General features: G+C 60.5%; 9 protein-coding genes. 1 reads left to right on the top strand and 8 read right to left on the bottom strand.

What is annotated here, in order from left to right; genetic code table 11:
* Positions 1-4: 4 nt before the first annotated feature.
* The 5 genes from EHF33_RS03435 to EHF33_RS03415 form a co-directional block, all read right to left on the bottom strand.
* On the bottom strand, positions 5-865 hold the full coding sequence (locus EHF33_RS03435) for a shikimate 5-dehydrogenase (RefSeq protein ID WP_124867907.1): 861 nt from the start codon (positions 863-865) through the stop codon (positions 5-7).
* Between the two features lie 2 nt (positions 866-867).
* Entirely contained in the window at positions 868-4,077 is a 3,210-nt protein-coding gene (gene ileS / locus EHF33_RS03430) for an isoleucine--tRNA ligase (protein WP_124867905.1), read from the bottom strand.
* A 21-nt stretch (positions 4,078-4,098) separates the two neighbouring features.
* On the bottom strand, positions 4,099-4,422 hold the full coding sequence (locus tag EHF33_RS03425; RefSeq protein WP_241191235.1) for a DHCW motif cupin fold protein: 324 nt from the start codon (positions 4,420-4,422) through the stop codon (positions 4,099-4,101).
* A 458-nt stretch (positions 4,423-4,880) separates the two neighbouring features.
* On the bottom strand, positions 4,881-7,385 hold the full coding sequence (locus tag EHF33_RS03420) for a phosphoenolpyruvate carboxylase (RefSeq protein WP_124867901.1): 2,505 nt from the start codon (positions 7,383-7,385) through the stop codon (positions 4,881-4,883).
* A gap of 84 nt (positions 7,386-7,469) precedes the next feature.
* Complete coding sequence (locus tag EHF33_RS03415) at positions 7,470-8,228, bottom strand: TIGR00282 family metallophosphoesterase (RefSeq protein ID WP_124867899.1); 759 nt, start codon at positions 8,226-8,228, stop codon at positions 7,470-7,472.
* 191 nt (positions 8,229-8,419) lie between these two features.
* Between EHF33_RS03415 and EHF33_RS03410 the strand changes: the two genes are divergently transcribed.
* The gene (locus EHF33_RS03410; protein WP_124867897.1) at positions 8,420-9,463 is read left to right on the top strand and encodes an HD-GYP domain-containing protein; all 1,044 of its coding nucleotides are present in this window, start codon (positions 8,420-8,422) and stop codon (positions 9,461-9,463) included.
* 67 nt (positions 9,464-9,530) lie between these two features.
* On the opposite strand, the gene EHF33_RS03405 is transcribed toward EHF33_RS03410, so the two are convergent.
* The 3 genes from EHF33_RS03405 to EHF33_RS21405 all read right to left on the bottom strand — a co-directional run bounded on the left by EHF33_RS03405 (position 9,531) and on the right by EHF33_RS21405 (position 12,808).
* Positions 9,531-10,721, bottom strand: a complete 1,191-nt coding sequence (locus EHF33_RS03405) for an FtsX-like permease family protein (RefSeq protein ID WP_124867895.1) — start codon at positions 10,719-10,721, stop codon at positions 9,531-9,533.
* Between the two features lie 84 nt (positions 10,722-10,805).
* Positions 10,806-11,834 (bottom strand): hypothetical protein, encoded by a 1,029-nt coding sequence (locus EHF33_RS21410; protein ID WP_241191234.1) that lies wholly within the window; start codon positions 11,832-11,834, stop codon positions 10,806-10,808.
* 377 nt (positions 11,835-12,211) lie between these two features.
* Complete coding sequence (locus EHF33_RS21405) at positions 12,212-12,808, bottom strand: RlpA-like double-psi beta-barrel domain-containing protein (protein ID WP_124867893.1); 597 nt, start codon at positions 12,806-12,808, stop codon at positions 12,212-12,214.
* Positions 12,809-12,932 lie beyond the last annotated feature (124 nt).

Raw genomic sequence — 12,932 nt, 5'->3', positions numbered from 1 at the left:
CCCCTCAGCTCTGGGCGGCGGTGTCGTGGGCAGCCGTGTTGTGGGCAAAGGCCGCCGCCCGCGCCGCTTGCTCGGGGCTGGGCCGCACGCCGGTATACAGCACGAACTGTTCTAGGGCCTGCAAGCTGGCCACTTCTGCGCCGCTGATGACCCGTTTGCCTGCCGCCCGCGCCGCCCGAATCAGCGGCGTCTCGGCGGGCAGGGCCACCACGTCGAACACCAGCTGAGCGTGTGCGACGGCGTCTGCTTCGAAGGCCAGCCGCTCTGCCTCCGCGCCGCCCGCCATGCCGATGGGCGTCACGTTGATGAGCAACTCCGGCCTGAATTCGCCCAGCTCGGCTTGCCAGCTGTACCCGCATTCCCGTGCCAGCGCTGATCCTTTCTCGGCATGGCGGGCCGCGATCACGCCCCGCCCGAAGCCCGCGTCCCGGAACGCCGCCGCCACCGCTTTGGCCATGCCGCCGCTGCCACGTAGAGCAAACGGCGTTTCAGGTGCAAGCTGGTACTGAGCGATCAACTGCCGAACCGCCAAGTAATCGGTGTTGTAGGCCCGCAAAAAGCCGCCGTCATTGACGATGGTATTGACCGAGCCGATGGCGGCGGAGGGCGTCAGTTCGTCCAGCAGCGGAATGCAGGCTTCCTTGAACGGCATCGACACCGCGCAGCCGCGAATCCCCAGCGCCCGCACCCCGCCGATGGCCGCCGCGAGGTCAGTCGTCGTGAACGCCTTGTAGACATAATCGAGGTTGAGCTCGGCGTACAAGAAGTTGTGGAAGCGGGTGCCGAAGTTACCGGGCCTGCCCGCCAGCGAGATGCAAAGGGTGGTGTCTTTGTTGATGGACTGTATGGCTCTGGGCTGCGGCATATTCACGCCTCAACGTGGTCGTCGGCCAGTTCGCCGCTGCGCTCCAGCTTCTCCAGGTACGCCGCGCCGCCTTCCACCTCTGCGGCGAAGCCTGAAGCCGCGCCGAACACCAGCGTCTCGGCCAACGTCTCCGACATCAAATATTCCTGCCAGACTTCGGCGGCTTCTCTGGCCTTGCCGCTCAGTTCAAGGTGCAGGGTGATTCGGTCAGACACCTCGAATCCGGCCTTCTTGCGCCCGTCCTGAATGCCGCGCACCAGATCGCGGGCCAAGCCTTCCAGCTCTAAGTCGTGGGTGAGGGTGGTATCGAAGGCCACCAAATAACCGGCCTCTTCCATCGCGGCGAAGCCTTCCGGTGATTTGGCGTCCACCAGCACCTCGTCCGGCCCCAGCTCGAAGCGCTGACCGTCTGGCGCTATGACTTCAAATTGCTGTCCGTCGCGCACGGCGCGGGCGATCTCGGAAGCGTCGGCGGCACTGAGGGCAGCACGGACTTGCGGCACGGCCTTGCCGAACTTCTTGCCCAGCAGCGGTAAATTTGGGCGCAACTGATAGCTGACCAGCTCGGCATACTGATCCAGCAGCTCCACTTCCTTAACGTTGAGTTCTTCTTTGATCTGCTCGGCAAAGCGGCCCAGTGCCTGCGTCATCTCGCCGCTTCTGGCCCGCAGCATCACGCGCGGCAGGGGTTGGCGCTGACGCATTCCGCTTTGCCCGCGCACCGCCCGCCCGAGGCCGACGACCCGCAGCACCGCGTCCATTTCGCCCACCAAGCTCGGCGCACTCAGCGCTTCGTCCACGACAGGCCAGCTTGCCAGATGCACACTCTGCGGCGCTGAGGTGTCCACACTCCGCACCAGATTCTGATACAGCGTCTCGGCCAGAAACGGCGTGAACGGCGCGGTCAGCAGCGTCACGGTCTTGAGCGCGGCGTGCAGCGTGGCGTAAGCGCTGACGTCCACGCCTTCCTGACTGTAAAAGCGGCGGCGATTGCGCCTCACGTACCAGTTGCTCAAATCCTCGGTGACAAAGTCTTGCAAGGCGCGGCTGGAGCCGGTCGGGTCGTAATGTTCCAACCGCTCGGTGACGGTCTGAATCAAGGTTTGCAGCTTGGCCATCAGCCAGCGGTCAACTTCAGGGCGCTCGGCCACCGGCGGCGCGGCGCTGAGGTCGGGGTTGTCCAAGTTGGCGTACAGCACGAAGAAGCTGTAGGTGTTCCAGAGCGTGAGAAAGTAGCTTCTGAAGGCCTCGCCCACCAAGTTCATCCCGAATCGGCGGCTGAGTTCCGGCGGTGCGGACACGTACATGTACCAGCGGGCTGCGTCCGCGCCGTACTGCTCGAACACGTCCCAGGGGTTGACGATATTGCCCTTACTCTTGGACATCTTGAGGCCTTTTTCATCCAAGATGTGCCCCGAACAGATCACCGACTTGTAGGCCACCGAATCGAACACCATCGTGCCGATCTGGTGCAGACTGTTGAACCAACCCCGTGTCTGATCAATCGCTTCGGCGATGAAATCAGCGGGGAAGCCGCCTTCCTCAAATTTCTGCTTGTTTTCAAATGGATAATGGTGTTGTGCGAACGGCATAGAGCCGGAGTCGTACCACACGTCCATCACGTAAGGCACTCGCTTGTATGTTTCGCCTTCAAATTCAAACGAGATATCGTCCACGTAAGGGCGGTGCGGATCAAAATCTGGCCCCGTCAGTTCGCTGCGTCCACTCAGTTCGGCCAGCTCCTGATAACTGCCGATCACTTTGTATTTGCTGGCGTCTTCATTTTCCCAGATTGGGAGTGGCGTGCCCCAGTAGCGGCTGCGCGAGAGGTTCCAGTCGATCAAGTTTTCCAGCCAGCCACCATACCGACCGTTTTTGATGTGTGGTGGGTGCCAGTTGATGGTTTGATTGAGTTCGATCAGGCGCTCTTTGAGCGAAGTGTTGTTCAAATACCAACTTTCGGTGGCGTAATACATCAGCGGTGTGCCGCAGCGCCAGCAGTGAGGGTAAGAGTGCAGAAAGTTCTTTTCTTTCCACATCACGCCTTTGGCTCTCAAATCACGGATGATGTCTTGGTTGGCGTCTCTAAAAAACACCCCTTTCCACGGGCCGTAACGGTGCTTGCCTTCATTATCCACGCCCACGATGACTGGGAAGCCGTAATTGCGGGCCAAGCGCATGTCGTCTTCACCAAAGGCAGGGGCAGTATGCACGATGCCAGTGCCGTCAGAATCGGAGACGTAGGTGTCTAAACCGCTCATCCAGACTGTTTTGCCTTCGCCCTCGGCTTCATACGCTTCGGTGAATGGGGGAGAGTAAGAAACGCGGTCAAGCTCGCTACCCTTAAAAGATTTGATGACTTCTGCTTCTTCGCCCAACACTTCAACCAGCAGCGAGCGGGCCAAGATTAAAATCTTGCCGTCTTTGTCTTTTGCCGCCACATATTCAAAGTCGGGGTGAATCGCTACGCCGACGTTGTATGGCAAAGTCCACGGCGTTGTCGTCCACACCAAAAAGGCCGCGCCCTCTTCCAATCCCACTGTCTCAGGCTCAGTCAAATCGAAGGTGACATAGATGCTGGGGTCTTGGATGTCTTTGTAGCCCTCACTGACCTCGGCGTTGCTGAGCGTCGTACCATCTTTGGGGCAATACGGCGCGACCCTAAAGCCTTTATAGAGCAGTCCCTTTTCTTGAAGCTGTTTGACACTCCACCAAATGCTCTCGATGTAATCTTTGTTGAGCGTCATATAAGCGTCGTCCAAATCGACCCAGTAGCCCATCCGCTCGGTAAATTTGCGCCACTCGCCTTCATAGGCAAAAACACTTTGGCGGCACTCGGCATTAAACTTGTCAATGCCGTAAGCTTCTACTTCGCGCTTAGAGTTGAGGCCCAGTTTTTTCTCTACACCGATTTCCACTGGCAGGCCGTGGGTATCCCAGCCGGCTTTGCGCGGCACATGAAAGCCCTGCATGGTTTTAAAGCGTGGAAACAAGTCTTTGAAGCTGCGGGCCTGCACGTGGTGAACACCCGGCTGGCCGTTGGCGGTAGGCGGCCCTTCGTAAAAGGTATACAGCGGCTGGCCTTTGGTTTGCTCAAGTGAGCGCTCAAAGACTTTGTTTTCGGCCCACCACTTTAAGATGTGTTCTTCGAGTTCGGGAAATTTGGGGTTTTGTTGAACAGCTTGGAAGGTTGTTTTGGACGGTGTGGTCATCTCGGCTCCTTTAAAGTTGAATTAATCTACGATGAATAATTTGGCTCCGCTCTTTGTACTGGAGCGGTGGGCTTCGGCTCGGTCGGCGACTTGGTAGCTCATGCCCGCCGTCAGCGTAAAAGTGCGGCCGTCTTCCAATTCAGTGTGCAGTTCGCCGTTGAGCACCAGCAAAATGTGGCCTTTGCTGCACCAGTGGTTAGCCAAGTAGCCTGCTGTGTAGTCCACCTGGCGCACCCGAACTGTGCCGAACTGCTGGGTGCGCCAGTAGGCCTGACCCGTAATGCCCGGGTGTTGGGTGGCCGGGAGGCTGGCCCAATCGGTGACGCCAAAGGGAATGTCGGTCATGTGCATACTGGACTCTCCTTTCGAGCAACTTGCTGAGCGGCAAACCAAAAAAGCAGCGCTGTCCCTAAACTGCTGGGACGCGCCGCCTTGAATAGACGTGTGCGTGGTGCCACCCAACTTCGCCGCCCGGTGTGAGCGACCTCGTTGAAGACCCTCTGCCGGGGGGTGTCCGGAGCGTTCTAATCAGCCGCAGCAACGACGCTTGTGCTCGGTACTGGCGGCCTTTCTTCGCTCGGCGCGGGAGGTGATGTTCGGCGGAGCGCAGATTCGTCAGGCTTTCACCGCCCCTGACTCGCTCATGACTCTGCTTGCTCCGTCTACTGTCCTCGCGTTCGCCGTGAGATGGATTCGGCCTTTCCTGCGGGCCTGCCCTCATGGTAAGCGGGCGAGCGGGCTGGGTCAATCTGCACCTTTGGCTTTACCCAGACAACGGCTCTTATCACGCCAAGCACAAAACTTTATCCTGTGTTCCGCACCCCCGCCGCGATGCCCTGTACGCTCAGCAGCAGCGGACGCTCATAGGTGTCCAGGCCGCCTTCCTCGGCCCGCGAGCGGCGCAGCAACTCCACTTGAATGCGGTGAATTGGGTCGATGTAAGGGTTGCGCAGCCCAATGCTTTCTTTCAGACGCGGCTCGTTGTGCAGAAGCTCGCCGCCCACCACGCTTTCTACCTGCTGCACCGCTTTGGTGTAAGCGGTTTGCAATCTCTCGGCCAGTTCGCTGCCCGCACCGCCTAAGCTCAGGTAATCTTCAAAAATCAGCGGATCGCTCTTGGCAAGCGCCATCTGCGCGTTGTCCAGCATGCTGCGGAAAAATGGCCACTGCTGATACATTTCCCGCGCCAGCTCGGGGCCAACCGCTTCAATCGCTTCCGGCAAGCCGTACCAGCCCGGCAAGTTGGCGCGGTTTTGCGTCCAGCTCATCACCCACGGAATGGCCCGGAGGTTGCTCAGGGTGGGCGCACCCGGACGGCGAACCGGGCGCGAGGCGATGTTCAGGCGCGAGATTTCGTGAATTGGCGTCACCGCTTCAAAGAACGGCAAAAAGTGCGCGTCTTCCACCAAGTCGCGGTACGTCTGGGCGCTGATTTTGCTGGCCCGTGTCAGGGCGTCTGTCCAGGTCGCGGGCAAATCGGCTTTGGGCCGCGCCGCCGAGAGCAGAAGGCCGTAGAGGGCTTGCTCCAAATTGCGGTGGGCCAAAATCGGGTGGCTGTATTTGTCGGACAGCGCTTCGCCCTGCTCGGTGATCCGCAGTCCGGCGTCGATGGTTCCGGCGGGTTGCCCCAGTATCGCCCGTGAAGCTGGCCCGCCGCCTCGCCCGATGCTGGTGCCGCGCCCGTGAAAAAACCGCCACGGCACGCCGGCTTGCTCGCACACCGCGCTGACTTTGCGCTGCGCTTCGTGGAGGGCCCAGTTGGCCGCCAGAAATCCGGCGTCTTTGTTGGAATCCGAGTAGCCCAGCATAATTTCTTGCACGTCTCCTGCCAGCACCGCCCGGTATTCCGGCAGCGAGAGCAGCTCCCACATCACGCTGGGAGCGCGTTCCAAATCGCCCAGCGTTTCAAATAGCGGCACCGGTAAAATCCTAAAGCCGACTTCGCGGGCCAGCAGCAGCGGCTCCAAAATGTCGCTGACCGACTCGCTCATGCTGATGATGTAGCGGCCAAAAGCGCGGGGGCCGACCAGCGCGACGGCCTGCTGCACCTCGCGGATTGGGCCGATGGTGCGCTCCAGCTCGTCGGGAAAGGGGCAATTGGCAGGCCAGAGGGGGCGGCGCGACCTGAGTTCGGCGGCCAGCACTTCCAACTTGGTGTGTTCAGGGAGGCCGGTGTAGTTTTCTGACACGCCCGCTTCTTTAAGGAGTTCGGCCACCGCCGCGCCGGTCAGTTGGCTGTGTTCGCGCACGTCCAAGCTCACCAGATGCTGCCCGAAGGTGCGGGCCACTGTCAGCAGCGGAGTCAGCAGTTGGTCGGCGCTGCGGGCTTGACCGTCTTGGCGCAGTCTGGCGTCCAAAGCTTCCAAAGTGGGCAGCAGTTCCACCGGCTCTCCGCCGCGCACCGCGTCGTGGAGGTCGCGCAGGGTCTGGCGGTACGGTTCTTCGCCGCCCTCATCCTGAAGATGATCGGCTTGGCTGAGGTCGGTATAGGCCTGACGAATGTGAGTCAGCAGCAACTCACGGGCGCGTTCGCGGTGCAGAGAGAGCGTTTCGCGGGTGGCTTCCGGCGTCACGAACGGGTTGCCGTCGCGGTCGCCGCCCATCCACGAGCTGAAACTCAGCGGCAATTTAGCGTCGCTGCGCTGGCCGTATACATGCACAAAAGCCCGCTCCAAATCGCGTTGCAACCTCGGTAGCGCCTGAGCAATGGTGGGCAGGTAGCTCAGCCCGCCCTTGACTTCGTCTTGGACGGTGGGCTTGAGGCGGCGCAGCTCGGGCGTGGCCCACATCGCTTCAATGTGTGCCGCAACGCGGGCGGTGGCTTCCTCAGCGCTGTCACTGTCGCCCAAATCGGGAATGGTTTCGGCGACTTCGACCAAGTGGTTGCGAACCGTGCGCCGCCGCATCTCGGTGGGATGGGCGGTAAAGGTCAGGCCCAAATCGACGCGCTCGATCAAGGCTTCGGTTTGCTCGGCGCTGAGGCCCAGCTCCTTGAGATCGGTCAAGGCCTGCTCCAAACTCTGTGAACGCACGCCTTTGCGCTCTGATAAGGCCCGTACCCGTTCGTATTCCTCGGCCAAATTGACCAGTTGGAAGTACCAGGTAAAAGCCCGCACCAAGTTTTCGGCGTCTCCGACCTTGAGATCGGCGATCAGCGTTTGTAATTCGGCTGAACCTTCACCACTGCGGGCCCGGCGCACCAGCGCCCGAACTTGTTCCACCAAGTTGTAAAAGCCTTCGCCTTCTTGCTCTTTGAGAACTTGTCCAAGGGTGCGGCCCAGTAAATTGACGTCGTCACGAATGCCCATGCGTTTCTCCGTAGGTGTTGAGGATTGAGAGAGAAGGGGGACGGTAAAGAAGAACCACGAACTTCAGCTTTACTCAGGGACTACTCACTCTTCGTAGTGGTAGCGCTCAATCGTCAGGGCTTTGCCGTTCTCCAATTCAAGCATCACGCCGTTGAGTTCGGCTGGGCCTTCTTTGACGCCGAAGCGGTGGGGGCGCTCGGTCAGGAATTTTTGGATGGGGCCTTCCGGGTCAGCGCCGATGATGCTGTGTGCTGGGCCAGTGAATCCGGCGTCAGTCTGAAAGGCGGTGCCGCGCGGCAAAATTCGGCTGTCGGCGGTGGGCACGTGGGTATGGGTGCCGATCACGGCGGCAACCCGCCCATCTAAGTGCCAAGCCAGCGCGGCTTTTTCGCTGGTGGCCTCGGCGTGAAAATCCACAAACACGCTGCCCAGATCGGGCTGTCCCAGCAGTCTATCCATCACCAAAAAGGGATTGTGAACAGCTTCCATAAAGACCCGTCCCAGCAGATTGACCACCGTGACGCGCTCACTGCCGACCTCAAAAGTGCTCCAGCCGCGTCCGGGCGTGCCGGAGGGCATATTCAGTGGGCGAATCAGGCGTGGGTCGTCGAGCAGCCCGTAGACTTCCTTATGGTGCCAAGCGTGGTTGCCCAGCGTCACCGCGTCCGCGCCCGCGCCCGTGATGAGTTCAAACGATTCGCGGTTGAGGCCAAAACCGCCCGCCGCGTTTTCGCCGTTGACGATGATGAAATCAAAGTTGGAGCGCAGCTTGGGTAGCTGCTCGGCCAGCACCCGCCTGCCGGGCTTGCCGTAGACGTCTCCTACAAAAAACACACGCAACATGCCCCGCACTTTAGCGGCAAAGCGTACCGGCCACGGCAGGTTTGTTTACGCCGCTCTGGGTTGCGTTTGGAGCAGGCCAAACACCAAGAGTCGGATTCAGTCAGAATTCTGTCAAATAAATTGACATAGAATAAGGCCATGAACGTCTGGCCCGACAACAAATCAGCACCACGGCCAAGGCGTGATGAGGGTTGAGCGGGCCCTTCAGCCGCTACCCTTTTGACGATCTCGGCGCGACCGAACAGGCGAGTCTTCCAGAGCGTCCGTCGGTGCAAGGCCAGCAACCAGACATCGAGGCCAATGACGCCGAGCTCCTGGCCTTGCAGCCATCGGCGCTGTTTTTGCTCGATCAAGCGGGCATCCTGATTCGGCTCGGCGGCAATTGGCAAGGTGTCACCGGCCTGCGGCCCGAGCAGGTGCTGGGCCGCCCGCTGCACCAATTTGTCAAGTTGCCGCCCAGCAGCCACCCCCAGGGCTTGTATGCACAGAGCGGTGTTTGCGAGGAAGCGTCGATTGGGCGCGGCGGCTTGTCGAAGCGGGTTCGACTCGTTTGGCAGCGCGGCGAGGGCGGCACCGGCGGCAGTCTGGAGCTGCCCGGCCCCAGAGAGCGCGAGATCTATGAGCGCAGCGAGAAGTTGCGCCGCGCCGAGGTTGCTTTGGAGCAGACCATCACCTGCTTGGGCACCACCCTCGATACGTTCCAGAGCCACCACGTCAAGCGGATGGTGTCGTATGCCGTTCGGCTGGGTCAGGCTTATGGCCTGAGCGAACAAGACCTGAGTGCGCTGCGCTGGGGCGCGACGCTGCACGACGTGGGCAAAGTGCGCGTTCCTCAACACATCCTGATCAAAACTGGGCCGCTGAGCGCTGAGGAATTCGGCGTGGTTCTCCAGCATCCGCAGTGGGGCGCAGAAATTTTGGGGCAGCTTGACTTTTTGCCCGACGCTGCCCGTGACGCCGTGCTTCACCACCATGAGCGCTGGGACGGCCAAGGTTATCCCGCCGGACTGCGGGAAGACCAGATTCCTCTTCTCGCCCGCATCGTGATGATCGCCGACGTTTTTGACGCGCTGACCAGTGACCGCTCCTACAAAACGGCTTGGACACCCGCCGCTGCCGGCGAGTACCTGATCCGCGAATCGGGCCGCGCCTTCGAGGGCGACTTGGTGCGCTTGTTTTTGGAACGGGTGATGGATCTGGGCTACCTCTACGGCGATCAGGCCAGCACGCTCTGAGAGTAGGCAAAACGCTTTCATCGGCAGGCAGCTTTTTTGTTCCGGCCTTGGGAAGAGCGCTGCCCTTTTAGCGAATAATCCGTGCCGGCTCGATGCCCGCTGCCCGCCGTGCTGGAAGCAGCGCCGCCAGCAGCGTGGTGCTGATGCCCAGTGCATTGACCCACAGCAGATCACTCAGGCGCACCTGTACCGGCAGCGCGGTAATGAAATAAAGGTCGCCGGGAATTTGAAAAGGCCGCCAGGTAAAATACAAGCTGATGGCCAGGCCCAGCACATTGCCCAGCAGCAAGCCCGCCGCGCCGAGGGCTGCTCCCTGCCAGACAAACGCCCAGATGATCTGCCGGCGCGACGCGCCCATCGCCCGCAAAATGGCGATCTCCGGCGTTTTTTCAAAGACGGTCAGCGTCAGCACGTTGGCGATGCCGAACGCCGCCACGATTACGATCAAAAACACCACGAAGCCGATGACCTGCTTTTGTAACTTGAGCTGGTCGAGCAGCGAGCCGTAGAGATTTTGCCAGGGCAAGCTGCTGTACGGCAGGGCGCGACTGATCGTTTGACCCACCTGCGGCGCGAGGTCGGGGTCTTTGAGGCGGGCTTGGTAGCCGCTGATATGGGTGTTGCCCTGAATTTGCTGCAAGGTGCCCAGCGGCACGAAGGCGTAAGCGCTGTCGATCAGGTAATTGCCGCTGCGGAAAATGCCCGCCACCTTAAGGGCGCTGCGGCGCTGGGTGCTGCCCGCCAGCAAGCGCAACTCCTGACCCTGAAAAGCGCCGAGGCTCTGGGCAAGGGCGCTTCCCAGCAGCACTTCATTGGGCTTGAGGGTCGCCAGCAACTGACTTTCCTCGGGCGGGAGGCCCAGCACTTTACCCGCTTCGGCACTGACGCCAAACAGCGTGGCAAAATCCAGCCCCGCGCCGCGTCCGTCTGAGGCCGGCCGGGTCAGTAAGCCTTTATCGGCCAGAAACGGCATAAAGGCCACGACGTCTTTGTTTTGCCGCAGCGCTTTTTCCATTTCAGGATCAGCGCCGCCGGGCGTGAAACGGGTCAGACTCAGGTGGGGCGTGGCCCGCAAAGTCGCCTGAATAAGAGCGCCGGTAAAGCCGTTGGTTAGGCTCAGCGCCGCAATCAGCACCATCACGCCGACGGCGATGCCCAGCACCGTGCTCAAGTTTTGGGTGCGCCGCCGCCGCAAATGGGCGCGGGCCAGCGTCAACGGCAGCGAAGTGGGAGCAGGAGGTCGGGAAGGTGCGGGCACGTCCTGCGAGGATAGCAGAAGAGCGCTGGCCCGCAGACTCGCAGCGGCAGCGCTCTTTACGTTGACGTGTGGGTGCGCCTTGCTCTAGCGAACGGCGGTAATCGTCACGCTACGCACACCCCATTGGTAGGCTTGGGCACGGCTGCCCATCCAGATGTCGATGGTGTTGGATATCCGCACGTTCATGGTGTCTTCGACGATGAAGGTGCGGCCGTTGAGCAGGCCCGCACTGTCCTGCAAGGTCACGCGGCTGCCGTAAGGGAAAATACGCAGCAGATCGCGGCTGAGCGCAATCACGCCGGGGCGTACCCGCGTGCCGGTCGCCGTGACAAAAGGGCTGTTGTCGGTTTGTCCCACGTCGCTGCTGTAGGCGGTGGCCTTGACCACTCGGCTGTAGCCGCGTTGTTGCGGCCTGCTGACGACAGGCGAGTTGGCCGGAGTGTTGACGGCTCTGGGCGCTTTGACGGGTTGCGGTTTGGGCGCGGCAACCTGGGGCTTGACTTGAAGTTTGGCCTCCGGCTTGGGCGCAGCCACAGGCGCTTTGACTTGAGGCGCGGGCTGAGCTGCCAACGCCGCAATTTGGGTAACAGCGGCACTGACCTCTAGCTGGCGCTGAAGCTGCTCTTGAACGACTGGAGCGGCGTTCAGAGTCGCCAGTTTGGTCGGGGCGGCCTTGGCCTGAACGGGTGAAGTCTGCACGGGTTTACTTTCTGCCGACCCCGCGGCCTGACTCACCACCTGTCCAATCAAAGCGCCGCTGGGCAGTTGCGGCAACGTGGCGACACTGAAGGCGGGGAGCGGAGCGCCCGGCGTTCCCTTGGAAACCGCAGTTTTGGTGGCCGCAGATGGAACGGCTGGAGCGGCCTTGACTTCTGGCTTTAGCTCAGCAGGCCACAGCGGCGCTTGACCGTGAATGATCAGGGCGGCGCGGGTGAGCTGCTGGGTCAAGCTGCCGCTCAAGCTGAGGGGCAGCGGCGTGGCGGCGGCTTTGAGTGCCTGCTTGGGCGCAGCCTGCTCTTTGGACGCTTGAGTGGTGTGTTCACTGCTCTGCGCTGCTGCGAGTCCATACAAGCCAAAAGCCACCGCGCTCACCAACTGCATTTTTTTCCGCATTCAACTCCCTGTTGCCGTGCCGCTGACTCTTTTTGTGCATTCTCAACTCAACCTAAATTGGATGAGCGCTGTGTCAATCGTTGTTTATCCGGCTCAGCGTCTGCCCTGAGCAGCCTCTCTCAAGCTTGGAACGGTCAATAAGCGGGCCGAGGAGCCAAGTCGCTCAGCCGCAGCGTTTCAAAGCCTAAAGAAGTATGATGTGCAAAAAATAAGAGAAATGCTCTCAAATCTCATCTTCAACGGCAGTTCTGGCTCCTCTTGTCGAACTGGGCCTTGCTTGGCCGCTCGAACAATGAGAGAAAACCAAGCACGGGGGCTTGGTTTCTCATGAGGGACTGGAGATAACTTTGTGAAATTTTAGGGATTGATTGAAGAATTTAGCGCAGTGCCGTGATTTTGACGGTGCGTGAACCCCAGGCCAGCGCCTGAGCGCGGCTGCCCATCCAGATGTCAACGGTATTGGCCATCCGTACATTCATGGTGTCTTCGACGATGAAAACTCGGCCGTTGAGAAGCCCTGCGCTGTCCTGTAAGGTGACGCGGCTGCCGTAAGGGAAAATGCGCAGCAAATCGCGGCTGAGCGCAATGACGCCGGGGCGTACCCGTGTGCCAGTCGCCGTGATAAACGGACTGTTGTCCGTCTGACCGACTTCGCTGTTGTAGGCGGTGGCCTTGACCGTGCGCGTTGCTCCCCGAGTGCGGCTGGCCGCCACTTCGTCGGGCAGCGTCGGCTCGCCAAGACCCAGTACACTTTGCACCGCTGTTTGGGTCAGGCCCGCTTCTGGCAGCTGCGGCAAAATGAGGTCGCCCGTCACCTGCGCCGTGCCCAAAGTCCCCAGCGCCAATGCTGCCGCGCCGACTAAGCCCAGAACCATGCCCAGAGGCCGCGCAGTCGACACGGTTTGGAGGGGTTTGGGTTGAGCAGATTTGGTCAAGGCCGAGATGAATTTGAAGACTGAATTGAATATCGCCATGTGTTAACTCCTTGAGAGACGCCAAACGCAAAACCCGGCGCTCAACGAACAGAAAAAAACTTGCTCTGATTGTGGTAAGCCTGATCCACCGCTTTGAAGCATTTGTCCGACTAATAGGGCTGAG

The sequence above is a fragment of the Deinococcus psychrotolerans genome (genome assembly GCF_003860465.1).
Lineage (GTDB): Bacteria > Deinococcota > Deinococci > Deinococcales > Deinococcaceae > Deinococcus > Deinococcus psychrotolerans.
The sequence above is the reverse complement of the archived record's forward strand: the minus strand, read 5'-3'. Positions and strand labels throughout refer to the sequence as shown.